This window comes from Sphingopyxis sp. QXT-31 (assembly GCF_001984035.1).
Taxonomy (GTDB): domain Bacteria; phylum Pseudomonadota; class Alphaproteobacteria; order Sphingomonadales; family Sphingomonadaceae; genus Sphingopyxis.
The window spans coordinates 2,473,754-2,496,852 of record NZ_CP019449.1 but is presented as its reverse complement, the minus strand read 5'-3'; the positions used below and the strand labels follow the sequence as shown (position 1 = coordinate 2,496,852).

At 67.0% G+C, this 23,099-nt stretch carries 22 protein-coding genes and 1 tRNA gene; 11 read left to right on the top strand and 12 right to left on the bottom strand.

Going from position 1 to position 23,099, the window contains the following annotated elements:
* Positions 1-17: 17 nt before the first annotated feature.
* The 3 genes from groES to BWQ93_RS11955 form a co-directional block, all read right to left on the bottom strand.
* Positions 18-305 (bottom strand): co-chaperone GroES, encoded by a 288-nt coding sequence (gene groES, locus BWQ93_RS11965; RefSeq protein ID WP_037514464.1) that lies wholly within the window; start codon positions 303-305, stop codon positions 18-20.
* 123 nt (positions 306-428) lie between these two features.
* A complete protein-coding gene (locus tag BWQ93_RS11960) occupies positions 429-1,823 on the bottom strand; it encodes an MATE family efflux transporter (protein WP_443029340.1) in 1,395 nt (464 codons plus the stop codon).
* A gap of 192 nt (positions 1,824-2,015) precedes the next feature.
* Positions 2,016-2,576, bottom strand: a complete 561-nt coding sequence (locus tag BWQ93_RS11955) for a Pycsar system effector family protein (protein ID WP_077030748.1) — start codon at positions 2,574-2,576, stop codon at positions 2,016-2,018.
* A 165-nt stretch (positions 2,577-2,741) separates the two neighbouring features.
* Here BWQ93_RS11955 and BWQ93_RS11950 point away from each other — a divergent pair, with 165 nt between their 5' ends.
* The 3 genes from BWQ93_RS11950 to BWQ93_RS11940 all read left to right on the top strand — a co-directional run bounded on the left by BWQ93_RS11950 (position 2,742) and on the right by BWQ93_RS11940 (position 6,257).
* Entirely contained in the window at positions 2,742-2,975 is a 234-nt protein-coding gene (locus BWQ93_RS11950; RefSeq protein WP_077030747.1) for an acyl carrier protein, read from the top strand.
* Between the two features lie 7 nt (positions 2,976-2,982).
* Positions 2,983-4,185, top strand: a complete 1,203-nt coding sequence (spt, locus tag BWQ93_RS11945; protein ID WP_077030746.1) for a serine palmitoyltransferase — start codon at positions 2,983-2,985, stop codon at positions 4,183-4,185.
* A 113-nt stretch (positions 4,186-4,298) separates the two neighbouring features.
* The gene (locus BWQ93_RS11940) at positions 4,299-6,257 is read left to right on the top strand and encodes an ATP-binding protein (RefSeq protein WP_077030745.1); all 1,959 of its coding nucleotides are present in this window, start codon (positions 4,299-4,301) and stop codon (positions 6,255-6,257) included.
* 290 nt (positions 6,258-6,547) lie between these two features.
* On the opposite strand, the gene BWQ93_RS11935 is transcribed toward BWQ93_RS11940, so the two are convergent.
* From BWQ93_RS11935 to BWQ93_RS11925, 3 genes are read right to left on the bottom strand one after another with little or no spacing between them, the layout of a single operon-like run.
* On the bottom strand, positions 6,548-7,411 hold the full coding sequence (locus tag BWQ93_RS11935) for a hypothetical protein (protein WP_077030744.1): 864 nt from the start codon (positions 7,409-7,411) through the stop codon (positions 6,548-6,550).
* A gap of 10 nt (positions 7,412-7,421) precedes the next feature.
* The gene (locus BWQ93_RS11930; protein ID WP_077030743.1) at positions 7,422-8,396 is read right to left on the bottom strand and encodes a diacylglycerol/lipid kinase family protein; all 975 of its coding nucleotides are present in this window, start codon (positions 8,394-8,396) and stop codon (positions 7,422-7,424) included.
* Positions 8,397-8,402: 6 nt separating this feature from the next.
* Positions 8,403-8,798 carry a DUF2141 domain-containing protein gene (locus tag BWQ93_RS11925; RefSeq protein WP_335693491.1) on the bottom strand — a complete coding sequence of 132 codons (396 nt, stop codon included), beginning with the start codon at positions 8,796-8,798 and terminating at the stop codon, positions 8,403-8,405.
* Between the two features lie 198 nt (positions 8,799-8,996).
* On the opposite strand from BWQ93_RS11925, the gene lptF reads away from it, so the two are divergent.
* The 3 genes from lptF to BWQ93_RS11910 all read left to right on the top strand — a co-directional run bounded on the left by lptF (position 8,997) and on the right by BWQ93_RS11910 (position 12,375).
* A complete protein-coding gene (gene lptF / locus BWQ93_RS11920) occupies positions 8,997-10,220 on the top strand; it encodes an LPS export ABC transporter permease LptF (RefSeq protein ID WP_077030741.1) in 1,224 nt (407 codons plus the stop codon).
* The gene (gene lptG, locus BWQ93_RS11915; RefSeq protein WP_077032362.1) at positions 10,220-11,317 is read left to right on the top strand and encodes an LPS export ABC transporter permease LptG; all 1,098 of its coding nucleotides are present in this window, start codon (positions 10,220-10,222) and stop codon (positions 11,315-11,317) included. The genes lptF and lptG overlap by 1 nt, the downstream gene beginning before the upstream one ends.
* A gap of 104 nt (positions 11,318-11,421) precedes the next feature.
* Positions 11,422-12,375, top strand: a complete 954-nt coding sequence (locus BWQ93_RS11910; protein WP_077030740.1) for a right-handed parallel beta-helix repeat-containing protein — start codon at positions 11,422-11,424, stop codon at positions 12,373-12,375.
* A 106-nt stretch (positions 12,376-12,481) separates the two neighbouring features.
* Here BWQ93_RS11910 and BWQ93_RS11905 read toward each other — a convergent pair whose 3' ends face one another.
* From BWQ93_RS11905 to BWQ93_RS11885, 5 genes are all read right to left on the bottom strand, one after another.
* On the bottom strand, positions 12,482-12,988 hold the full coding sequence (locus BWQ93_RS11905) for a YbjN domain-containing protein (RefSeq protein WP_058809715.1): 507 nt from the start codon (positions 12,986-12,988) through the stop codon (positions 12,482-12,484).
* A 45-nt stretch (positions 12,989-13,033) separates the two neighbouring features.
* The gene (locus BWQ93_RS11900; protein ID WP_077030739.1) at positions 13,034-13,354 is read right to left on the bottom strand and encodes an accessory factor UbiK family protein; all 321 of its coding nucleotides are present in this window, start codon (positions 13,352-13,354) and stop codon (positions 13,034-13,036) included.
* 44 nt (positions 13,355-13,398) lie between these two features.
* Positions 13,399-13,950 carry a TspO/MBR family protein gene (locus BWQ93_RS11895; protein WP_077030738.1) on the bottom strand — a complete coding sequence of 184 codons (552 nt, stop codon included), beginning with the start codon at positions 13,948-13,950 and terminating at the stop codon, positions 13,399-13,401.
* A gap of 61 nt (positions 13,951-14,011) precedes the next feature.
* Entirely contained in the window at positions 14,012-14,752 is a 741-nt protein-coding gene (locus BWQ93_RS11890; RefSeq protein WP_077030737.1) for a TlyA family RNA methyltransferase, read from the bottom strand.
* Positions 14,752-16,824 carry a protein-disulfide reductase DsbD family protein gene (locus tag BWQ93_RS11885; protein WP_077030736.1) on the bottom strand — a complete coding sequence of 691 codons (2,073 nt, stop codon included), beginning with the start codon at positions 16,822-16,824 and terminating at the stop codon, positions 14,752-14,754. Before BWQ93_RS11885 ends, BWQ93_RS11890 begins: the two co-directional genes overlap by 1 nt.
* A gap of 100 nt (positions 16,825-16,924) precedes the next feature.
* Between BWQ93_RS11885 and BWQ93_RS11880 the strand changes: the two genes are divergently transcribed.
* Together BWQ93_RS11880 and proC are read left to right on the top strand one after the other, a co-directional pair.
* Positions 16,925-18,595 (top strand): alkaline phosphatase family protein, encoded by a 1,671-nt coding sequence (locus BWQ93_RS11880; protein ID WP_443029339.1) that lies wholly within the window; start codon positions 16,925-16,927, stop codon positions 18,593-18,595.
* A 16-nt stretch (positions 18,596-18,611) separates the two neighbouring features.
* Positions 18,612-19,442, top strand: coding sequence for a pyrroline-5-carboxylate reductase (gene proC / locus BWQ93_RS11875; protein WP_077030735.1), 831 nt, complete (start codon positions 18,612-18,614; stop codon positions 19,440-19,442).
* Here proC and BWQ93_RS11870 read toward each other — a convergent pair.
* Positions 19,439-19,945 carry a MarR family winged helix-turn-helix transcriptional regulator gene (locus BWQ93_RS11870; RefSeq protein WP_077030734.1) on the bottom strand — a complete coding sequence of 169 codons (507 nt, stop codon included), beginning with the start codon at positions 19,943-19,945 and terminating at the stop codon, positions 19,439-19,441. The two genes, proC and BWQ93_RS11870, sit on opposite strands and share 4 nt — an antisense overlap.
* 78 nt (positions 19,946-20,023) lie before the next feature.
* On the opposite strand from BWQ93_RS11870, the gene BWQ93_RS11865 reads away from it, so the two are divergent.
* The 3 genes from BWQ93_RS11865 to tuf all read left to right on the top strand — a co-directional run bounded on the left by BWQ93_RS11865 (position 20,024) and on the right by tuf (position 23,034).
* On the top strand, positions 20,024-21,109 hold the full coding sequence (locus BWQ93_RS11865; protein ID WP_077030733.1) for a branched-chain amino acid aminotransferase: 1,086 nt from the start codon (positions 20,024-20,026) through the stop codon (positions 21,107-21,109).
* A gap of 60 nt (positions 21,110-21,169) precedes the next feature.
* A tRNA-Gln gene (locus BWQ93_RS11860) sits at positions 21,170-21,244 on the top strand.
* 602 nt (positions 21,245-21,846) lie between these two features.
* A complete protein-coding gene (gene tuf / locus BWQ93_RS11855; RefSeq protein ID WP_077030732.1) occupies positions 21,847-23,034 on the top strand; it encodes an elongation factor Tu in 1,188 nt (395 codons plus the stop codon).
* The last annotated feature ends 65 nt before the right edge of the window (positions 23,035-23,099 follow it).

Below are 23,099 nucleotides of genomic sequence, written 5' to 3'. Positions count from 1 at the left end.
GAATTCGATGGAAACGCTCAGGCGATGACGCCGAGGATGTCCGATTCCTTCATGATCAGCAGCTCTTCGCCGTCGACCTTGACCTCGGTGCCCGACCATTTGCCGAACAGGATGCGGTCGCCGGCCTTGACGTCGAGCGGGGTGACCTTGCCGTCGTCGGCGCGGGTGCCGGTGCCGACGGAGACGACTTCGCCTTCCTGCGGCTTTTCCTTGGCGGTGTCGGGGATGATGATCCCGCCGGCCGTCTTTTCTTCGGCTTCGATACGGCGGACGAGCACGCGGTCGTGCAGCGGACGAAATTGCATGGGTTATCCCTCCAGAGATGCAAATGATGTCGTTCTTAGCACTCGCTGAGCGAGAGTGCTAACAGACGGCCATATGGGTGGGAGTCCAGAGGCCGTCAAGCACGCCGCTGCAAGTTTTTTGCGTCAGGCCGGTAAGAGCCCGAGACGGCTGCGCATCCGCCAGCGCAACATGAGAAGACCCGCCACCAGGACAAGGCCCACGGCGAGGCCGATCCACACCCCGACCCCGGCCCAAGGCGTCCAGAAGCCCAAGTAGATGGCGGTACCGTACCCGCCGATCCAGTAGCCGCAGATGGCGATGATCATCGGGGTGCGCGTGTCCTGAAGCCCGCGCAGCGCGCCCGCGGCGACGGCCTGTGCACCGTCGAACAGCTGGAAGGCGGCGGCGACGACGAGGAACTGCATCGCGAAACCGACGAGCGCGGCGTTCTTCGCGGCGTCGACGTCGACATAGATCGACAGGACGAGCGACGGGAACAGCCAAATGGTGAGCGCGGTAAAGGCCATGAAGCCGATGCCGAGCACCATCGCCGCGGTCCCCGCGTGCGCGATGCCGCGATGGTCGCGCGCGCCATAGGCAAGCCCGACTCGGATCGTCGCCGCCTGCGCGACCCCGAAAGGAATCTGGAAGGCGAGCGCCGCGACCTGCAGCGCGATGGTGTGCCCCGCGAGTTCGGCCTCGCCGATGCGCCCCATCAGGAAGGCGGCGCCGGTGAACAGCCCTGCCTCGGCCAGGATGGTCAGCGCGATCGGGGTGCCGATGCGCAGCATCTCGAAAAAACGCGTCCATTCGGCGCGCCACCATTTGCCGAACAGATGGTAGCGCCGCAGCCGCCGGTCGGTCTGGATGATCACGACATAGGCGAGCAGCATCAGCGTGCTGGTCATGACGCTCGACAGCGCCGATCCCTCGAGGCCCAATGCAGGCATGCCGAGGTTGCCGAACACGAGCGCCCAATTGCCGAGCGCGTTGACCCCGAGCGCGCAGAAGGTGATCGCGGTCGCGATCTTGGGCCGGCCGAGCGCCGAGACGAAGATGCGCAGCACCGCGGCGGCGATCATCGGGAACATGCCCCACAAGAGGATCAGGAGGAAATCGGCGGCGCGCGCCGAGGTTTCGGGCGGCTGACCGGTCGCGAGCATGATCGGCCCGCCCAGCGCGCAGACGCCCATGAAGACCAGCGAGACGAGCGCGCTCAGCCACAGCGCCATGCGCACCGACCGCCGCACCTCGCGCACTGCATGCTTGCGGCGCCCCAGTTCGGCGGCGACGAGCGGCGCGACCGCGCCGACCAGCCCGGTGCCGGTCCACAGCAGCAGCCCGAAGATCGAGACGCCGAGTGACGAGGCGGCGAGCGCCGCATCGCCGAGCCGCGCCACGAAAATCACGTCGATCGCATGGACCAGCATCTGGAGCAGGTTCGCCGCCGCCAGCGGCCAGGCGAGCGCCAGCGTCGCGCGAAACTCGGCGCCGAGACCCTGCGGCACATCCGCGGTCAGGGGGGTGGTCGTCTGCAACACAGCCGGCCCGGATAGGCGCGTACGGTTATGGGTTCAATCGGGGGATTGGGTTGCGCAACGTTTCGTTCGCAGGGGGTGGCATAATGGCAACAGGGCGGCCGTGGTGTCGGGCCTCAGGCGGGTAGTTCCCGCCCTGCAAAGGAAGTTTCGTGACGCCGACGGTCGGCGGACGCGCCACGCCCCAGCGCGTCATTTGCTCCACAATAGCGCCATTTCGACCGCGAAGGCGACAAAGGTCAGCGTCAGGCCGACGACGAACAAGCGATAAGCATAAGCAAGATAGCGATATTTGCGCCGCGCGAGCACGATCCCGTTCTGATAGGTGTCGCGCAGCATCGTTTCGTACAAATCTTCCTCGGTGCGCAGCCGCGCCTTGACCGCATCGATGAACTCATCCTCCTCCATCTGCGCAAAGCGGCCGAAGAAGAGGATGTTGCTGTGGTCCTTGCCGTCCTTGTAGACGATCGGCGGCGCTTTTCCGACGCGGGGCAGCACCGCCGAGATCGCGAGCAGCGCCGACAGGAAGGAAAAGGTGGCGAGGATCGCGAGCGGGATCGCTAGCGCGCCCGCCCCGGCGCGCGCCTGGCCGATCGCGAGGGTGAAGACGACGAAGGTCGCGCCCATCAGGATGGACGCTTTCTGGTCGGCCATTTGCGACAGGTTCATCGTCAATTGCTGGTTGGTGCGCACCAGATGGACCGCGTTCGGCGGGAAGCTGATCGGCGGCGGTGCCGGTTTTTCGCTGTCCATAGTACCCCTTCCCTGCCGACACGGCGACGGGCGACCCTGTAACGGGAATGACATGAAGTCCCGCGGGCGGCAAGATGCTGCCCGAATCCCGCCGCATTCGCTTGCCAAGCGGAGATCATAGCGGCATTCCCGCGCGCAACTTTCTATCTTCAAGGGACGCAGCCAATGAGCAGCCTCACGGACCAGATTCACGGCCTGATTGCGCCGTTCAACAAGAAGGGCGTCGAACTGACCGACGCCACGACCTTTGCCGGCGACCTCGAATGGGACAGCCTGACGGTGATGGATTTCGTCGCCGAGGTCGAGGACACCTTCGACATCATCATCAGCATGAACATGCAGGCCGAGATCGAGACCGTCGGCCAGCTGATCGCCGCGGTCGAAAAGCTGCAGGGCTGAGCCACGCATGACCGATCTTTTCAGCAAGTTCGACCCGCTGATCCAGCAGCGCGAGGATCTGCTCGCGACCGGGGTGACCGACCCGTTCAGCCTGGTGATGGAGCGCGTGGTCTCGCCGACCGTCGCGATCTGCAACGGGCGCGAGACGATCCTGCTCGGCACCTATAATTATATGGGCATGACCTTCGACGCGGATGTCATTGCCGCGGGCAAAGATGCGCTCGACAAATTCGGCAGCGGCACCACCGGCAGCCGCGTCCTCAACGGCACCTATCAGGGGCACAAGGAGTGCGAGGACGCGCTCAAGGAATTCTACGCCATGGACCATGCCATGGTGTTCTCGACCGGATATCAGGCGAACCTCGGCATCATCAGCACGATCGCGGGCAAGGGCGACTATGTCATCCTCGACATCGACAGCCATGCCTCGATCTATGACGGCTGCGCGATGGGCAACGCCGAAATCGTCGCCTTCCGCCACAACGACGTCGAGGCGCTGGAGAAAAGGCTGAAGCGCCTGCCCCCCGAAGCGGGCAAGCTCGTTGTGCTCGAGGGCGTCTATTCGATGCTCGGCGACATCGCGCCGCTCAAGGAGATGATCCGCGTCTCCAAGGAGAATGGCGCGATGGTGCTGGTCGACGAGGCGCATTCGATGGGCTTCATCGGCGAGCACGGCCGCGGCGTCGCCGAGGCGCAGGGCGTCATCGACGATGTCGACTTCATCATAGGAACCTTTTCGAAGAGCGTCGGCACCGTCGGCGGCTTCTGCGTTTCGAACCATCCGAAGTTCGAGATTTTGCGCCTCGTCTGCCGTCCGTACGTCTTCACCGCTTCGCTGCCGCCGAGCGTCGTCGCGACCGCGGCGACGAGCATCCGCAAGCTGATGCACGGTTCGAACAAGCGCGCGCATCTGTGGGAAAATTCGAAGGACCTGCACAAGGGCCTCCGCGACCTGGGCTTCACGCTCGGCACCGATGAGCCGCAATCGGCGATCATCGCGGTCATCATGCCCGACCTCGAACGCGGCGCGATGATGTGGGAAGCGCTGCTTGAGGAAGGGCTTTACGTCAATCTCGCGCGCCCGCCGGCGACCCCCGCCGGCATGACGTTGCTGCGCTGCTCGCTCTGCGCCGAGCATTCGAGCGAGCAGGTCGGCGAAATCCTGGGCCGCTTCGAGCGCGCGGGCAAGCGCGTCGGCATTATCGGCTGAAGCGAGCGTAGCCGCCGACGGACGGACTCCTTTTCGGGGCGAGCCGATTTGGCGGACGCGCCGCGATTCGTTCGCCGCTTTCCCGCGCGGCGCGATTCCGGTACAACGGCCGCGTGTTCGAGGCGGATTATGATAGCGAAAACGACAATCGGCGGGAGCGGCTGCGCTTCTGGCTGACGGTCGGCGTCGGCGCGATCCTGACCGGCGTCGTCGCGGCGCTGGTGCTGCTGCTCATGCGCGCCAACGACAATTACGACCGCTCTCTGGGCTGGCAGGCGCACAGCCTGGACGTCATTTCGCAAACGCGCTCGCTCGACGCCTCGCTTGCGCGGGCCGAGGCGGCGCTCGGGCGTTTCGCCGTCGGATTGCAGAAGGAGGACGGCCGCGTCTATCAGCAGCAATGGGGCGTCGCGCGCCAATATCTGACGTTGCTGACACGCAAAGTGCGCGACAATCCCGAGCAGGCTGAACTGGTTGCTAGACTGACCACCGAATTCGACCGCCGCGGCGCGCAGCTCGGCGATGCCGCGCTCAGCGCCAATTACCGACAGACCGTCGCGGCGATCTCGAAATATAATGCCGCGGGGCACGACGAGGCGCTGATCCGCATCGACCGGATCCTGAGCGACCTGATCCGCAACGAACGCGCGATCCTGACCCAACGCAACCAGATCGCGGCGTCGGACCGCGACAGCCTCAATCAGGCGATATTGCTCTTCTCGCTGCTCGGCGCGGTCGCGGCGCTGATCGCGATTATCGCGACCTTCTCGCTCGTCCGCGCCGAGGGCGAGCGCCGCCTCGCGCGCCGCGAGCAGCTTGCCGAAAGCGACCGAGCGTCGCTGCTCGAAGCGGCGGTCGCCGAGCGCACCGCCGAACTGGCGCGCGCCAACGTCGCGCTGCGCGGCGAGATGGCCGACCGCGCGGCCGCCGAGGCGCAGCTGCGCCAGGCACAGAAGATGGAGGCGGTCGGCCAGCTGACCGGCGGCATCGCACACGACTTCAACAATATGCTCGCGGTCGTCGTCGGCGGGCTCGAACTGGCGCAGCGGCTGGTAGTCGATGCCCCCGAAAAGGCGCAGCGGCATTTGAGCAATGCGATGGACGGCGCTAACCGCGCCGCCGACCTGACGCGGCGCCTGCTCGCCTTCGCGCGCTCCGAACCCGCGCGGCCCGAAATGATCGTCGTCGACGAGAGCATCGCCTCCTTCGCCGAGCTGATCGAGCGCACGATTGGCGACCGCATCGCGCTGACGCTCGACCTGCGCGCCGCGGGACTCGCCGCGTGGCTCGACCGCCAGCAGTTCGAAAATGCGCTGCTCAACCTCGCGGTCAACGCGCGCGACGCGATGGACGGCCATGGCGCGCTGACGATCCGCACGCTGCGCGACGAGCAGACGGAGGCCGGCGCACTCGCGGTGCAGGTGATCGACACCGGCTGCGGCATGGCGCCCGAGGTGCTCGAGCGCGTCTTCGACCCCTTCTACACGACCAAGCCCGCGGGGCAGGGCACCGGGCTCGGCATGAGCCAGGTCTTCGCCTTCTGCCGCCAGTCGGGGGGCGAGGTACAGATCGCGTCGACCGAGGGCGAGGGGACGCGCGTCGCGATGCTGCTGCCCGTCGCGCGCCCGGTCGAGGCGGCAGAGCCCGAACTCGTCGCCCCGGTCGCCGAGCCCGAGGCGGCGAGCCAGGCGCTGCACATCCTGGTCGTCGAGGACGATCTGCGCGTGCTCGCGGCGACGGTCGATGCGGTCGAGGAACTCGGCCACCGCACCATCGCGTGCAGCGATCCGCGCGCCGCCGCGGCGCTGGTCGAGACGCAGGAATTCGACCTGATCCTCTCCGACGTGCTGATGCCCGAGCTCACCGGGCCCGAGATGGTCGCGGGGCTGAAGGCGCGCTGGCCCGACATTGCAGTGCTGTTCGTCACCGGCTTCGCGGGCGACGCGAGCGAGATCGCGAGCTTCGGCGACCATGACGTGCTGCGGAAGCCCTTCACGCTGACCCAGCTCGAGCAGGCGATAAGGCGCAGCACCGAACCGCGGACGGCGGAGAAGATCGCGGCGTTCGGTTAGGGCGGCGTTTTGGGGGTGCTCCAGACTGCCCCCTTATTTCCGTTTGTGTCGAGCGAAGTCGAGACACGTGAAGGCCGGCGCTTTCCAAGCGTGTCTCGACTTCGCTCGACACGAACGGGTTTTATAGGGCGGCTTGTCCATTGACGCCCGAAAACGGCCGAACCGCATCTGCTATATCAATGCGCGCAGAGACGCAGAGACCGCAGAGAGGAAAGGCCATCCTCTCCGCGGTCTCTGCGTCTCTGCGCGAATATTATATAGCCTGCGGCAGTTCCCGCCCGATACCCGCCCTATTTGATAGCCCCGCTCTTCATCAGCCGCGGCACGAGCGTTAGCGCCGCGACCAGCGGCCATTTTCGCTGCCAGGGCTTGATCTCGATCTTCGTGCCCGCGTGGCGATTGATCTTCCACGCGAGATAATCGATCCCGCCGGCATAGGTCAGGCTGGCCTTGGCGAGGCGGACGATGCTGAGCGCCTTGCCCTCGAGGCGGCGGCGCGGCCAGCCGCCGCTGCTGGCATTGGCCGGGATCGCGGCGATCGCGGGCGGGCCGAAGCGGCGGTAGCGATCGGGATCGGCGTCGACAACCGACTGCGCGCGGCCACTGCGCTCGGCGCGGAGCTCGGCCGAGTAAGTCAGCGAAAAGGCGCGGCGCCACCAGTCGAGGACATCCTCGCCCTCGACGCGGCCAGCGGCCGCGAGGAGCGTTGGCGTGGCGCGCGCAACCGCGGCGATGGCGCGGTCGGTGGCGGTGTCGTCGACGCTCCACACCAGCCGCGAGGGCTGGGCAAAGCGCGCCCAGACCGACACGTTGCGGGTCTCGGGGCCGTTGAGCCGGTCGAAGTCGGCCTCGCTCAGCACGGCATATTTGGCGATAAGCCCCTCGTGCTGGAAGGGGAAGACATTGGGCGGGATCAGCCGGTTCGCCGCCGCCATCCAGCGCCGGTCATAGGCGTCGCCATAGTCCGAGACGATCAGGTAGAAATCGAGCATCAGCCCGTCGAGTTCGCTTTCGCGCAGGCAGCTGCCGTAGAAAAGGACCGCGCGCGCCGAGCCGGGATATTGCGCCGCGATCGCCGCGGCCATCGCCTTGGCGCGCGGATCGACCGGGGTGGAAAGTTCGGCGCGGACCAGATCGGCCAGGCTGTCGGACATGGTGGTGCCTTCAGGCGGCAAGGCGCAGGAAGGGCACCGGCTGGGTCGAGGTGAGCACGATCGGCTTGCCGCCGATCGACTCGAAAATCTCGCCGTCGAGGATGACGTTCGAGCGCCGGCCCTCGATGCGGATCTCGTCGCCCTGCTCGAAATGCACGCCGTCGAGCGGGCGCTGGCCGAGCGTACCGCGCCACGCGCCGCCGAGCATGCGGAACAGCGCGCCGACGCTGGTGTCGGTCGCGAGCAATTTCATATGGCCGTTGGTGCCATGCGCTTCGCTGGTGCGGATGCTGAGCAGCAGTTTCTCGAGCGTGGTGACGATCAGCAGCGAGAATTTGCCCTTGAACTCGCCCTGGCGGATCAGCGACACGGTCATCGCCTCGGGCTTGGGCGGCAGCCGCCCGCCGCCGAGGCCGAGCACCATCGCGAAGAGGCCGAGCATCGCCGCGAGGAAATGCGATACGCCGTTGGGCAAGCCGAGCGGATAGATGCGGTTGCGGCAATAGAGCATCACGTCGGCGAGATAGGCGCCGCCGAGGAACATGCCGAGCACCGGCCGTGCTTCGCCGCCGCTGTCGAGCGAGATCAGCTGGCGCTGGATCACATGATCCTCGAGCCGGCCGGCTTCGACCAGTTCGATCACGCGTTCGAGCGCCTTCAGCGGGTCGCCCTCGGCGCCGAGATCGAGCGCGATCAAATTGGTCTTGCCGTTGGGCAGCACCGCGACCGGCGGCGGCGTGCCGTCGAAATGGCCGCCCGAATAAAGCTCGGTCAGCGCCGCCTGGACGGTGCCGTCGCCGCCGTTGATCACGACGATGCGCGGGCTGACCATCGCGATGGTGCGGATCGCCTCGCCGATCTGGGCGACGTCCTCGACCTCGTAATGAAAGATATCGGGATGCGCGGCGCAATATTCCCGGACGCGCGGCAACAGGGCACGGTTGCCCGTCGAGCGCGGATTGGAAAGGAGCGCGACGCTGGCCATATACCCTTACATATATTTCATGGTGATCGAGATCGTTTTCGGCGCATCGCCGACCGCAAAGGCGGTCTTCTTGTAGCTCGGCTTGCCGAGGTTGAAGATGTTGATGCTGGGGTTGTTCGACATGCCGCCGCCGTCCGAGGACAGGTCGGTCTTGCCGTTCCCGTTGACGTCGTGGCGCACCGCGATGCCATAGCTGCCCGAAGCGGGCAGCGGCACGCAGACGGTGATCGACCCGGCGCGCGCCGGCACTTCGATACGATTGATCCAGCGGCCCTTCGCCAGCCAATCCGAGGCATTCGCGCGATAACTCTGCACGCGCACCTTGCCCGACCCGGCCTTCAGGCCGTTGATCTGGACCAGCGTCGACGGGCCGCTCCGGCATTTCGACAGATCGTTCGACAAGACCTGTCCTTCCGCATTGGCAGGCACGGAGGCCGCCAGCAGAATGAAACAGAGTGAAGTCGACACAAATTTCGACATGACGCATTAGCTCCCAGTGGCTATAGCCATGCCAGCCAAGCCGGCATGGGTCCCTGTCGCCCTTGCTTCGGCATATCGGAATCATTTGCGGCCAAATCATGGTAATAGGGCGACGAAAGCTTGAATAGATTGCCCGCCATCGACCGCTACATATCGCGGCTCATCTTCTTCCCCATGCTCGGCACGCTGGTTTTGTCGGCGATGCTGCTCGTGCTCGAGAAGATGCTCCGCTTGTTCGATTTCGTCGCGACCGAGGGCGGCCCGGTCAGCGTCGTGTGGCGCATGCTGGCGAATTTGATCCCCGAATATCTCTCGCTCGGCATCCCGATCGGGCTGATGCTGGGCATCTTGCTGGCCTTTCGCCGCCTCGCGACGTCGAGCGAACTCGACGTCCTGAAGGGCGTCGGCATGAGCTTCGGGCGACTGCTGCGCGTGCCCTATGCCTATGCGATCGCGCTTGCGCTGCTCAACCTTGCGATCGTCGGCTTCATCCAGCCCTATGCGCGCTACGCCTATGAAGGGCTGCAGTTCGAACTGCGCTCGGGCGCGCTCGGGGCGTCGATCAAGGTCGGCGAATTCACCAACCTCGGCGAGCGGATGACGCTGCGCATCGAGGAAAGCGCGAACGAGGGGCGCACGCTGCGCGGCATCTTCGTGCGCGGCGAGCAGAAGGACGGGCAGGCAGTGTCGGCGACCGCGGCCGGGGGCCAGTTCCTCGCCACCGACGACCCCGACACGATCATCCTGCGACTGACCAAGGGCGTGCTGATCCACGAATCGCCCAAATTCGCGGTGCCGCGCGTCCTGACCTTCGACAATCACGACCTGCCGATCCCGCTGCCCAAGATCGATGCCTTTCGCACCCGCGGCGGCGCCGACCGCGAAAAGACGATTCCCGAACTGTTCGTGGCGGGCAAGGACAGCAGCGAACCGTTGAAGACCCGCCTCGAATCGCGGGCGAATTTCCATTTCCGGATCGTCGAGGTCGCCTCGATGTTCCTGATTCCGCTGATCGCGATCGCGCTCGCCATCCCGCCCAAGAGGTCCACCTCGTCGCTCGGCATCTTCCTGTCGATCGTGCTGCTGGTGACCCAGCACAAGATCAACGAATATGCCGAGGATATGGGCGCGCGCGGCACCGTCGATCCGCTGATCGCCCTGTGGGTGCCCTTCCTGCTGTTCGCGGCGCTGGCGGTGTGGATGTATTACCAGACCGCGCATGTGCCGGGCGGGCAGCCGATCGGCGCGCTCGAACGCGTCGCGGCCAAGGCCGGGCAGAAGATCCGCGGATTCGCCAAGATGTTCCAGCGCAAGCCGTTGGCGGCGCTGCAGGCGGCCGAATGATGCACGCGCTCGCTTTTTTCCCCTCGCGCACGATGGCTCTCTATGTCGGGCGGCTGTTCCTCGTCCGCACCTTCGCGATCCTGTTCGCGCTGGTGCTGATCCTCCAGACGCTCGACCTGCTCGGCGAGAGCGGCAAGATCCTGGCGGTGGCGGGCAATGGCGATGCCGAGGTGTGGCGCTATGTGGGGCTCCGCATCCCGCAGATCATCGAGACCTTCCTGCCCTTTTCGGTGCTGCTGGGCACCATCCTGACGCTCGCGACCTTGAACCAGAACAGCGAGGTCATCGCAATGAAGGGCGCGGGCATGTCGGCGCACCAGGTGCTGGCGCCCTTGTTCCTGGCGGCGTTCCTGGTGGCAGGGATCAGCTTTGCCTTCAACGAACGCATCGTCGCGCGCGCTACCGCCTCGCTCGCGGCGTGGCAGAAGGTGCAATATGCGCAGGTGCCGCCCGATAACGGCGTGCGCAGCAACATCTGGGTGCGCGCGGGCGACGACCTGATCAACGCGACGACGGTCGAGACCGGTGGGCCGGTGGTGCGGCTGACCGGGGTCAAGATCTACGAACGCACCGGCGGAGTGCTGTCGTCGATCCTGTCGGCCGACAGCGCGCGCGCGGTCGACGGCGGCTGGGAACTCACCAATGCGCGGCGCTTCATCCGCCGCTCGGGCACGACCCAGCCGCTGGGCACGATCGTCGCGGCCAAGGGCGTTGCCCCCGACCAGTTCACCCTGGCGCAGGTCAAGGGCGACCAACTGCCCTTCCTCCAACTCAAGAGCGCGATCGACGAACTCGAAGCCGCGGGCCGCCCGGTCAGCGCGCTCAAGGGCGTGCTCTGGCACAAGATTTCAGGGCCGCTGTCGGCGATCCTGATGCCGCTGCTCGGCGCGGTCGCGGCGTTCGGCCTCGCGCGGTCGGGCAAGCTCTTCGTGCGCGCCATTCTGGGCATGGCGCTGGGCTTCGCCTATTTCGTCGCCGACAATTTTGCGCTCGCGATGGGCGATCTCGGCGCCTACTCGCCTTTCCTCGCGGCGTGGGGGCCCTTCATCCTCTTCGCGCTGATCGGCGAGATGATCCTCATACGCACCGAGGAATAGGCGCGCGTTAACCCGCGCCGCCGCACCCGTCCGCTTTCGGGACGAGGCGCAAATTAACCAGCCTTGCAAACGACTGGCGCGCCGCGCTGCCCTATAAGTCCCGCATGGTCCGTATCCGCCCCAGCCTCGTCGCCGCGCTGCTCATCGCCGCCGCGGTCATTGCCGCCCCCGCACCCGCCCAGACCGGCGGCGCCCCCTACAGCATCGACGGCCGCGGCTTCTCGCGCCTGCAGGATGCAGTGGACTTCATAGGGGAAGGCCAGGGGACGATCACCATCGCGCCGGGCTATCACCGCGACTGCGCGGTGCAGACCGCGGGGCGCATTGCCTTTGTCGCTGCGGCGCCGGGGCAGGCGATCTTCGACGGCGTGACCTGCGAGGGCAAGGCGGCGCTGGTGCTGCGCGGCGCGGGCGCGAAGGTCGACGGCATCGTTTTCCAGAATATGCGCGTCCCCGACGGCAATGGCGCGGGCATCCGGCTCGAGACGAGCGACCTTGAGGTCGCGAACAGCATGTTCCGCAACAGCGAGGAAGGCATTCTGACGGCCGACGATCCCGAGGCGACGCTGACGATCGACCGCTCGACCTTCTCGCGCCTCGGCCGCTGCGACCGCGGGCTGAGTTGCGCGCACAGCGTCTACACCGGAATCTACGGCCGCGTGATCGTCACCCGCACCCGGTTCGAAAAGGGCAGCGGCGGCCATTATCTGAAGTCGCGCGGGATTATGGTCGATGTGCGCGACAACAGCTTCGACGACACGCAGGGCACCGGCACCAATTATATGATCGATCTGCCCTCGGGCTCGGTAGGGCAGATCGCGGGCAATATGTTTGTGCAGGGCCGCGACAAGGAAAATTATTCGGCGTTGATCGCAGTGGCTGCCGAGGAGCGCAAGAATCCTTCGCGCGGACTGGTAATCCAAGGCAATCGCGCGAGCCTGCCTGCGGGCATGGACCGCAAGTCGGTGTTTGTCGCGGACTGGAGCGGCGAAGCGCTGGCGATCGGCGCGAACGAGCTGGGCGCGGGGCTGACGCGCTTCGAGAAGCGCTCCAACTAAAACGCCCTCTCCACCCTTTGGTGTCGAGCGAAGTCGGGCCACGCTGACATCGTGCGCGCCTTCACGTGTCTCGACTTCGCTCGACACGAACGGAATAGGGGAAGGTCTAGGCTTCGCCGCGCGTTTCGATAAGCGAGGCAGCCAGCGCTTCGGCGGGCGATTTGCCGCCCCAAAGCACGAACTGGAACACCGGGTAGAAGCGCTCGCATTCGTCGATCGCGCTCTCGATCAGCGTCTCGGTGAGGTCGAGCGGCAGCGCGGCGTCGCTGCCGAGCAGCATGCCGTGGCGGAACAATATCGTGCCGCTGTTCGACCAGAGTTCGAAATGGCCGAGCCAGAGCTGTTCGTTGATCAGCGCCAGCGCCTCGTGCGCGACGGCGCGCTTGTCCTCGACGACGCGGATGTCGGGAAAGGCGAGCAGCTGGATGACGCCGTCGTCGGCGCGCCACACGGCGCGCAGCTCATAGGTCGTCCAGCTGCCCTGCGCGGTCGCGACGATCTCGTCCTCGCCGACCATCTCGTGCGGCCAGTCGTGCGCGGCGAAATAGGACGCCAGCATTTCCATCGGCGCGGCGTCCTGGCCGTCTTCGTCGTCGTAGATATCGTCGCTCATGCGCGCGCCTTTAGCGGGAAACGCGCAAGGTGGCGAGTCGCTGCGTCAGGCCTTGGGCTTGCGCAGCGATGCAGGCCTCGCCGCGGGCTTGCCGGCGGGAGTCTTGACCGCCGCGGCCTTCGGTGCCGCGGCGCCCTCCAGCTTGTCGAGGCGGGCCTTGAGCGCTTCGGCCTCGGCACGCGCGGTCGCGGCCATTTGCTTCACCGCCTCGAATTCCTCGCGGCTGACGAAATCCATACGGCCGACGAATTCCTTCGCGCGCTCGCGCATCGCGGCCTCGGCCTCGCGGCCGGCGCCGGCGACGGTGCCCGCGACGCCGTTGATCATCTTGGCCAGATCGTCGAAAAAGCGGTTTTCGCTCTGCATGTTCGTCACTTCCTTTGTGGGGCGAGCCCCAAAAACCCTTGCCGTCACCTTATCTGGGTGCTCGCCGCGGCGGGGGCAAGGGTTTCGGCATCGGGATTGCGCTGGTCGATCTGGAAATTGAGGATCGCGGCGAAGCTGAGCCAGACCATATAGGGCACGAGCAGCCACGCCGCGGCCCTGCGGATCGGCGCGAAGGCGAAGGCGGTGGCGATCGTCATCAGCAGGATGAAGACGATCAGGTAGAAGGCGGTGGTGACTTGGTGCGCACCAAAGAAGAGCGGGGACCAGCCGAAATTGGCAATCAGCTGGACGAAGAAGAGCGTCAAGGCCATCCCGCGCCCCTTCGCGCCGCGCGCGTGGAGCACCATCGCAAGCGACAGGCCGAGCAGAACGTAGAGGATTGGCCACACAGTGCCGAACACCCATCCCGGCGGCGTGATCGCGGGCAGGTCGAGCGACGCGAACCAGCGATTGTTGTAACCGCTGTTGGAGAGCAAGCCCGACAGGCTGCCGAGCAGGACGATCGCGGGGACGGTGAACAGCGCCCAGCGGAGATAGGACATGCGTAGCTGGCCCGGCGTAGCGATCTCGGTCATGTCCGCAATATTCCCCACCTGCGAATCCGTTGCATTCGTGTCGCGATTGTGCGGCGCAGCGTCAAGCGGCTGCTTTGGTCGCCGCGATCAGGAATTCGACATTGCCCTCGGGCCCGGTGATCGGACTTTCGACCAGGTCGGCGACTGCCCAGCCTTCGCCCTCCAGCCATATGCGCACCGTGCCGCAGACGCGTTCGTGCACTGCGGGGTCGCGCACTACGCCCTTCTTCCCGACCTCGCCGCGTTCGGCCTCGAACTGCGGCTTGATCAGCGCGACCATGCGTGCGCCGGGTTTCGCGAAGGACATCGGGACCGGCAGCACCTTCGACAGCGCGATGAAGCTCGCGTCGCAGACGATCAGGTCGATCGGTTCGGGAATATGCGCGGGCGTCAGGATGCGCGCGCTCGTCTGTTCGTGGACGATCACGCGCGCATCCTGCCGCAGCTTCCACGCGAGCTGGTTGGTGCCCGAATCTACCGCGTAGACGCAGCGCACGCCGCGGCTCAGCAGCACGTCGGTAAAACCGCCCGTCGAAGACCCGACATCGATCGCGACCGCGCCGGTGACGTCCCAGCCGAGACGTATGAGCGCATGGTCGAGCTTAATCCCGCCGCGCGAGACCCAGGGATGGTCGCGGCCCTTGACGCTGATGTCGGCGTCCTCGGGAAGCTGCTGCCCCGCCTTGTCGATCTTGCGGTCGCCCGTGAAGGCGAGCCCGGCAAGGATCAGCGCCTGCGCGCGCGTCCGGCTCTCGGCGAGGCCGCGGTCGACGAGCAGCTGGTCGGCGCGGAGCTTCGCCATCAGCGCGCGGCCAGCTCGGTGAGCATCGAGGGGGTCAGGATCTGCGGCAGGATTTCGGGGCTGGCGGCGCCGGGCGCGTACCAGAGGTAGAGCGGCACGCTGTTGCGGCCATGCTCGGCGAGGGTGCGGGTGATCATCGGATCGCCATTGGTCCAGTCGCCGACGAGGGTGACGACGCCCTTTTTCTCGAACGCCTGCTGAACGGCTTCGCGGTTGATCGCACCGGCCTCGTTGGCCTTGCACGACAGGCACCAGTCGGCGGTGAAATAGACGAAGACGGGCTTGCCGGTGGCGCGCGCACGCGCCAGTGCGGCGTCGGAATAGGGCGGCGACGACGCGTCCGGCGCCCCGGTGTCGTATCGATGCGCTGCAGCCAGGTCGGCGTTGGCGCGCACGGCGACGAGTGCGATCACGATAATCGCCGCGATAACTCCCCATGACCGCGCCTTGCCCGCCTGCAACCGGCCATAGAGCAGGGCGAGGACAATCATGGATAGCGTCAGGATCAAAGCATAGGTCAGCCCCCAGAAACCTGCCTGACGCCAAAGCAACCAGACCAGTGCCGTCGCCGTGAGCCCCATCGGCAGTGCCATCCATTTGCGGAAGGTCGCCATCCAAGCACCGGGCTTGGGCAGGCGGTTGCGGAGCGCGGGGATGAAGCCGACGGCGAGGAAGGGCAGGGCGAGCCCCAGCCCCAGGCCGCCGAAGATCGGTAGTGCGGCCCAGGCCGGCAGCACCAGCGTCGCGCCGAGCGCAGCGCCGAGCAAAGGGCCGCTGCACGGGGTCGCGACGAAAGCGGCGAGCGCCCCAGTCCAGAAGCCGCCTGCCGCGCCGCCCTGACCGGCGAGCTTCTGTCCGCCGCCAAAGGACGGCAGTTCATAAGTGCCGAGCAGGTTGAGGGTGATCGCGACCGCGAGCAGCAGCAGGATGAGGACGCTCAGCGGATGCTGCAACTGAAACGCCCAGCCGACCTGCTCGCCCGCCGCGCGTAGCGCCAGCAGCCCGCCGCCGAGCGCGAGGCTGACGAGCACCGCGCCTGCGGTAAAAGCGAGCGCTTCGACCTTCGCTTCGCGGGCATTGCCGCCCGAACGCGCGAGGCTGAGCGCCTTGAGGCTCAGGATCGGGAAAACGCACGGCATCAGGTTGAGGATCAGCCCGCCGAGGATCGCGCCGCCGAGCGCGGTCCAGAAGAGCGCGAGGTCGACGCCCTTGGCGGGCGGGGTCAGCGGTTCGCCTGCTGCGCGCACCGCGCCGGGCTCGAACTTGACCGCGAGACCGCGGCCGTCGGCCAGCTTGAGCAGCGCGGCCACCGGACCCGCGGCCTCGCCGTTCGCGCGCGTCTCGACGACCACCCAGTCGCCGTTGCGGCTGATCGCCTGCGGCGCGGCATAGTCGATCAACTCGGGGGTTTCGAGGAACAGGTGCGGCGCCTCGATCGCGACGCCGCGGGGCAGCGGGATTTCGAAGCGCACGGTGTCGCCGCGCCGCTGCCACGCGCCTGTGCGGTCGAGCGGCTGCGGCAGGCGTGCGCGCCAGCCGTCGAACTGTGCGCGCGTCGCCGGGGCGACCGCGCCGTCGCCGGCGGTCAGCTTGACCGAGATCACCGCCTTTTCGGGCACGCAGATCTTGTCGGTACAGGCGAGCCACTCGGCGACCCCCGAGAGCGTCAGGTCGGTCCCCGGCGCTACGCTCTTGTCGACGCTGACATCGGCGAGCAGCGCATAGGGATGCTCATAGACATGGTTCATCATGCCGAAGAGCGTCAGCGCCTCGGGCACCGGATAGCGGAAGGGCGCGACGGTGACGCCCTCGGGCGCGTTCCATTCGACGCTCATCCCGAACCCGGCGTCGCCGCCGTTGATCCAATAGCCGTGCCAGCCCTTGGCCGGGGTCATGGCGAGTGCGAGCGTGGAGGTCTGGCCGGGCGCGGGCGCCGCCGATTCGGCGACCAGCTGCGGCGTGATGTTCACGGACTGCGCGCGCGCGGGGGCGAACGACAAGGCCATCAGTGCCAATATCGCCAGCAGGCCGCGCCAAAGGCCTGTCACAAAAGCGTCCCTACCGCGATCCATGCCCGAGCCATGTCCATCCATCGTTCAAGGCTTGCCATATAGGCGGCTTTCGTCGAGAGGACAGCCCGCGCTGACGCGCCCTGCATCGGAGACGACGCCCGTGACGATCAAACGCCTCACTCTTGCCCTCGCCGCCACCCTGTCGCTGACCGCTACCGGCGCCGCGCTGGCGCAGCCGGCGGCCGCGCCCGCGCCGAAGGTCACGGCGCAGACCCCGGCGCCCAAGCTGATCGTGATGATCGCGGTCGACCAGTTTTCGGCCGACCTGTTCGCCGAATATCGCGAGCATTTTACCGGCGGGCTCGCGCGGCTTTCCTCGGGCGCGGTCTTCCCGTCGGGCTATCAGTCGCACGGCGCGACCGAGACCTGCCCCGGCCATTCGACGATCCTGACCGGCAGCCACCCCGCGCGCACGGGCATCGTCGCCAATCATTATTTCGACCTGTCGGCCGGCCGCGAGGACAAGCGCATCTATTGCGCCGAGGACGAGAGCGTCGCGGGCACCAGCTCGGGCAATGGCAAATATGCGGCGTCGGTGAAGCATCTGCTCGTCCCGACGCTCGGCGACCTGATGAAGGCGCGCGATCCCAGGGCGCAGGTCGTGTCGGTGTCCGGCAAGGACCGCTCGGCGATCATGATGGGCGGGCACCAGGCTGACGAACTGATGTGGCTCGACCCCAAAGGCCTCACCTCGTACCGCGGCACGACGCTGTCGCCGACCGCAACGCAGGCTGGCGCCGCCATCGCCGCCGCAATCGCGCAGCCACGCCCGGCGCTGACGCTGCCCGCCGATTGCGCCGCGCATGACATCGCCATCCCCTTCGGCGCCAAGGGCGCGACCGTCGGCACCGGCCGGATGGCGCGCGATGCCGGCGACTTCCGCCGTTTCATGGCCTCGCCCGAGGCCGATGGCGCGGTGCTGGCGACCGCGGCGGCGCTGCGCCAGGTGCGCAAGATGGGCGAGGGCAGCGGCACCGACCTGCTCATCCTCGGCCTCGCCGCGACCGACTATGTCGGCCACAGCACCGGCACCGAGGGTAGCGAGATGTGCCTGCAGATGATGGGGCTCGACCGCGAGCTCGGCGATTTCTTCGCGCGGCTCGACGCGGCGGGGATCGACTATGCCGTCGCGCTGACCGCCGACCATGGCGGCCACGACCTGCCCGAGCGCAACCGCCAGAACGCCTGGCCCGACGCGCAGCGCGTCGACCCGAAGCTCGACCCCGCCGAACTGGGCAAGGAGGTCGCGGTCAAGCTGGGGCTGCCGCAGCCGCTGCTGCTCGGCGACGGCGGCGACTATTATCTGTCCAAGGCGCTGACCCCGGCGCAGCGCAAGGCCGCGCTCGCCGAGATCCTGCCGCGGCTGCGCGCGCATCCGCAGATCGAGGCGGTGGTCACCGCCGAGGAGCTGGCGGCGCATCCGGTATCGAAGCGCTCGCCCGACGTGTGGACGCTGATGGACAAGCTTCGCGCGTCGTACAATCCGCAGCGATCGGGCGATTTCATCATCGCGCTGAAACCGCGCGTGACGCCGATCCCCGAACCCGACATGGGTTATGTCGCGACGCACGGGTCGGTGTGGGATTATGACCGGCGCGTGCCGATCCTCTTCTGGCGCAAGGGGCTGGCGGGTTTCGAACAGCCCAATGCGGTGATGACGGTCGACATCATGCCGACGCTGGCGTCGCTGATCGGCCTGCCGGTCGATGCGACCAAGATCGATGGCCGCTGCCTGGACCTGCTTTCGGGTCCGGAGAGCAGCTGCCGCTAGGGACGAAGTAGGAATCATGGCGAAGACTTTGCGGAACTTTTCCGGCCGGCTGCTGCTGGTCGGCTGCGGCAATATGGCGGGGGCGATGCTCGATCGCTGGCTGGTCGCGGGGCTCGACCCGGCGCAGGTCGCGATCGTCGATCCTTTCGCGGCGCCGCGCGAAGGCATCGCGCACTATGCCGCGCTCGCCGAATGGCAGGCGGCGGGCGGCAGCGCCGACTGGATCATGCTGGGCATGAAGCCGCAGCAGCTGGGCGAGGTCGCCGGCGAACTCGGCGCGGTGGTCGCCGACGATGTCCATCTGCTCTCGATCCTGGCGGGCGTGTCTTTGACCGACCTCGCCGCGCGCTTCCCGAATGCGCGCGCGCAGGTGCGTATCCTGCCCAACCTCGCGGCGCGGATCGGCGCCGGGGTGACGGCGTTCGCCAGCCTCGGCCGTGCCGACGCGAAGGCGATCGATGGCCTGCTGACGCCGCTGGGGCAGGTCGTGCCGCTCGATGATGATTCGACGATGGATCTGGTCACCGCCTTCACCGGCAGCGGCCCGGCCTTCGTCTTTCGCCTGATCGAGGCCTATGCCGCGGCGGGCGAACGTCTCGGCCTGCCCAGCGAGGATGCGCTGAAGCTCGCGACCGCGACCTTCGGCGGGTCGACCGCGCTGCTCGCCGACAGCGGCGAAAAGCCGGGCGTGCTGGTGGCGCAGGTCGCGAGCAAGGGCGGCACGACGCAGGCGGGGCTCGATATCCTCGACGAGGGCGGGCAGCTCGTTGCGCTGATGACCAATGTATTGCGCGCGGCGCGCGACCGCGGGCGCGAGCTCGCCGATATCGCGCGGGGCGAGGGCTAGGCCTCGCCGAGCTTGGCCACCCTCCCGCGTTCGCGCGGCGGCAGCAGCGCCTCGCTGACCTGCCAGAATCCGGTCACCGCCGCCTGGCCCGCTTGCGTATAGGCGCGGCTCATCGCGTCGCGCATCAGCGCGAAAACCGCCGCTTCGATCGCGCGTCCCTCCTCAGTGAGCCGCAATTCCTTCTGCCGCCGGTCGCGGTTGCCCGGGCGCGTCGCAAGCATCGCGCGCGCCTCGAGGTCCTTGATCACGCGCCCGAGCGATTGTTTGGTGATGCCGAGCAGCGCGAGCAGGTCGGAAATGGTGAGCCCGGGCTGGCGCGCGATGAAGTAGAGCGCGCGGTAATGCGCGCGCCCGAGCCCCTGTTCGGCGAGCCGCGCATCGACCGCTCGCCACAGCGATCCATGCGCGAAAAACAGATATTCGATGCCGCGGCGCACCTCGGCCTCGCGCAAGAAAAGAGCAGAGGCGCCGGGAACTTGTGAAAGAAAATTATCGTTCGGCATAGTCACTACCGTTGCGCGCCGCGCCCGGCTTTGGCAAGAGGCGCGCGTGATTCACCCCCGACCGAGTAGGCCTACCGCATGTCCGCATCCGCCTTCACCCACCTGCCGCACCCCAGCAAGGTCGCGGACGAGGTACGCGCGGCGGCGATCGCGGACCCCGTTTTCGGACGCGTCTTCACCGACCATATGGTCTCGATCCGCTATTCGGAGGGGAAGGGCTGGCACGATGCGCAGGTGATGCCGCGCGGCCCGCTGACGCTCGATCCCGCGACCGCAGTGCTCCATTATGCGCAGGAAATCTTCGAGGGGCTGAAGGCGTACCGGCTCGACGACGGGTCGATGGCCTTGTTTCGTGTCGAGGCAAACGCCGCGCGCTTCAACGCCAGCGCACGCCGCATGGCGATGGCCGAACTGCCCGAGGGATTGTTCATCGCCGCGGTGAAGGAAGCCGTCGCCGCGGACGCGCACTGGTTCCCGCCGGTCGATGGCGGCGCGCTGTACCTGCGCCCCTTCATGTTCGCGAGCGAGGTGTTCCTGGGCGTGAAGCCCGCGGCCGAATATCATTTCCTCGTGATCACCTCGCCTGTCGGCAATTATTTCAAGTCGGGCGCCCCCGCGATCTCGCTGTGGGTTTCGGAAGATTATACCCGCGCCGCGCCGGGCGGCACCGGCGCCGCCAAATGCGGGGGCAACTACGCCTCGAGCCTCGTCGCGCAGCGCGAGGCGATCGCCAAAGGGCACGACCAGGTCGTCTTCCTCGACGCCGCCGAGCATCGCTGGATCGAGGAACTGGGCGGCATGAACATGTTCTTCGTGTTCGACGACGGCAGCATCGTCACCCCGCCGCTGACGGGAACGATCCTGCCCGGCATCACGCGCGACGCGATCATCACGCTGGCCCGCGACGCCGGGCTGACGGTGCGCGAGGAACCCTATGCGATCGACCAGTGGCAGGCCGATGCGGAGAGCGGCAAGCTGACCGAAAGCTTCGCCTGCGGCACCGCCGCGGTGGTGACCCCGGTCGGCAGGGTGACGCGGGGGGAGAGCAGCTTCACCATCGGCGCGGGCGGGCCCGGACAGGTGACGACGAAGCTCAAGGACAAGCTGGTCGACATCCAGCGCGGCCGCGCCGCCGATCCGCACGGTTGGGTGACGCGGCTTTAAGGGCCTACACCAACTTGCCATTCATCGGGCGCGCGCTATAGACGCGCTCGCACCGGCCGTTGGGGCGTCGCCAAGCGGTAAGGCAGCGGCTTTTGATGCCGCCATGCGCAGGTTCGAATCCTGCCGCCCCAGCCAGCCGGTGACATGCATTTCGCGACATCCCGGAGTGCTCGCTCTCATTGCCAAGCTGATCGCTTGAAAACGGCGGGCGAGGTCGCTATGTGCCGTCGACGTTTTAAGACGGAGCAATTTGATCGTGGACCAGAAACAAGCAGCGCTGAATGCGACGGCCGGGGCCGCCGCCGCGCTTTATTATATCGATTTCTGATCCGCCTCTCGATTTCGAGGAGGCGAAAGGCCTCCCTGCGTCCGATGACCCTGGAAGGCCCGACCTTTCAGGGTTTTTATTGGGCGCTTTTCCCGCGCCGACGAACAAGGAGCCGGGACCATGACCCGCACGACGTTGACCATCGCTAGCACCGAACTGTGCGCCGCACCGCGCGCCGATCGCGCTTGGCGATTTGCGAGCTGACGCCCCAGGCACATCCGCCGGGGGCCGCCGAAAGGGACCCGGACACTCGAACAGCACGAGCCCGCCGGTCCCGTCCGGTGGGCTCTTTTTTGTTTCGGGCTGCCCCCGCGGTCCACACCGAATTGGCGCGCCAATGCCAATGGCCGCCTGGATCGGGATTGGCCATCCCGGTTCAGGCGGCGCCCACAATAGGCAGGAGGTTAAAATGCCTATCAAAACGCATGTGAATGTTGGAACCATCGGTCATGTCGACCATGGCAAGACGACGCTGACCGCCGCGATCACGCAGGTCCAGGCGGCCCGGCTCGGCGGCAAGGCGCTGGCGTTCGATCAGATCGACAAGGCCCCCGAGGAACGGGCCCGCGGGATCACGATCAACACCAGCCATGTGGAATATGAGTCGGAGAGCCGACACTATGCCCACATCGATTGTCCGGGTCACGCCGACTATGTGAAGAATATGATCACCGGCGCGTCGCAGATGGACGGCGCGATTCTGCTCGTCGACGCGACGCAAGGCGCGGCGAAGCAGACGATCGAGCATATCCTGCTCGCACGGCAGGTGAATGTTCGCCACATCGTCGTGTTCGTGAACAAGATGGATGCGGTTGCGGTCGAAGACCGTGCGGACATGGTCGCGCTGATCGAACTCGAGACGGGCGAGTTGCTCGCCCGTCAGGGCTATGCCGATACGCCGTTCGTCTTCGGTAGCGCGCTCGGTGCGCTCGAGGCGGTGGCGCGCGGCGATCTTGGCGATCCGTCCGTCCAGGCGATCGTCGATCTGGTCGCGGCGCTCGACGCGCATATTCCGGACCCGGTCCGGGATGTCGACAGCCCGTTCCTGATGCCGATCGAGGGCGTCCACACGATCCCGGGCCGCGGCACGGTCGTTTCCGGCCGGGTCGAGCGCGGCATCGTGCGCGTCGGCGACGCGGTGGAGATCGTCGGGGTCGACAATGAGGGCGTCGCGCTGGTCGTGACCGGCACGCAGGCCTTCCGGAAGGATGTTCCGGAGGCGCGCGCCGGCATGAACGTGGGACTGCTGCTGCGCGGTCTCAAGCGCGACGACGTCGAACGCGGACAGGTGCTGAGCGCCGTGGGTGCCATCAAGGCGCACGCGCGGGGCAAGGCGCAGGTCTTCGTGCTGTCGAAGGAGGAAGGCGGCCGGCACACGCCGTTCGCCAGCGGCTATCGGCCGCAATTCTTCTTCGGCGTGACCAATGTCACGGGCGCGATCCACACCAATGACGGCGCGGTCGTGGAGCCCGGCTCGCAGGTCGAGGTCGGCTTCGAACTGAGCCGCGCTGTCGGTATCGAACCGGGCGTGCGCTTCGCCATCCGCGAAGGCGGCAAGACCGTCGGCGCGGGGCTGGTGACCGAAGTCGCCGGGTGAAAGCGTGAGGTGACGATGCCGGGCGCCCGGCCCTCGGAGGCAGGTCCTTCGGGGGCCGGGCGTTT

What these genes read in the sequence shown, in the direction of transcription:
- BWQ93_RS11955 (WP_077030748.1), bottom strand. Translation starts at nt 2,576, where the DNA reads ATGGACAGCGAAAAACCGGCACCGCCGCCGATCAGCTTCCCGCCGAAC.
- BWQ93_RS11950 (WP_077030747.1), top strand. Translation starts at nt 2,742, where the DNA reads ATGAGCAGCCTCACGGACCAGATTCACGGCCTGATTGCGCCGTTCAAC.
- BWQ93_RS11905 (WP_058809715.1), bottom strand. Translation starts at nt 12,988, where the DNA reads ATGAGCGACGATATCTACGACGACGAAGACGGCCAGGACGCCGCGCCG.
- BWQ93_RS11885 (WP_077030736.1), bottom strand. Translation starts at nt 16,824, where the DNA reads ATGGATCGCGGTAGGGACGCTTTTGTGACAGGCCTTTGGCGCGGCCTG.
- tuf (WP_077030732.1), top strand. Translation starts at nt 21,847, where the DNA reads ATGCCTATCAAAACGCATGTGAATGTTGGAACCATCGGTCATGTCGAC.
- spt (WP_077030746.1), top strand. Translation starts at nt 2,983, where the DNA reads ATGACCGATCTTTTCAGCAAGTTCGACCCGCTGATCCAGCAGCGCGAG.
- groES (WP_037514464.1), bottom strand. Translation starts at nt 305, where the DNA reads ATGCAATTTCGTCCGCTGCACGACCGCGTGCTCGTCCGCCGTATCGAA.
- BWQ93_RS11895 (WP_077030738.1), bottom strand. Translation starts at nt 13,950, where the DNA reads ATGACCGAGATCGCTACGCCGGGCCAGCTACGCATGTCCTATCTCCGC.
- BWQ93_RS11900 (WP_077030739.1), bottom strand. Translation starts at nt 13,354, where the DNA reads ATGCAGAGCGAAAACCGCTTTTTCGACGATCTGGCCAAGATGATCAAC.
- BWQ93_RS11910 (WP_077030740.1), top strand. Translation starts at nt 11,422, where the DNA reads ATGGTCCGTATCCGCCCCAGCCTCGTCGCCGCGCTGCTCATCGCCGCC.
- BWQ93_RS11865 (WP_077030733.1), top strand. Translation starts at nt 20,024, where the DNA reads ATGTCCGCATCCGCCTTCACCCACCTGCCGCACCCCAGCAAGGTCGCG.
- proC (WP_077030735.1), top strand. Translation starts at nt 18,612, where the DNA reads ATGGCGAAGACTTTGCGGAACTTTTCCGGCCGGCTGCTGCTGGTCGGC.
- BWQ93_RS11890 (WP_077030737.1), bottom strand. Translation starts at nt 14,752, where the DNA reads ATGGCGAAGCTCCGCGCCGACCAGCTGCTCGTCGACCGCGGCCTCGCC.
- lptG (WP_077032362.1), top strand. Translation starts at nt 10,220, where the DNA reads ATGCACGCGCTCGCTTTTTTCCCCTCGCGCACGATGGCTCTCTATGTC.
- BWQ93_RS11870 (WP_077030734.1), bottom strand. Translation starts at nt 19,945, where the DNA reads ATGCCGAACGATAATTTTCTTTCACAAGTTCCCGGCGCCTCTGCTCTT.
- BWQ93_RS11935 (WP_077030744.1), bottom strand. Translation starts at nt 7,411, where the DNA reads ATGTCCGACAGCCTGGCCGATCTGGTCCGCGCCGAACTTTCCACCCCG.
- BWQ93_RS11930 (WP_077030743.1), bottom strand. Translation starts at nt 8,396, where the DNA reads ATGGCCAGCGTCGCGCTCCTTTCCAATCCGCGCTCGACGGGCAACCGT.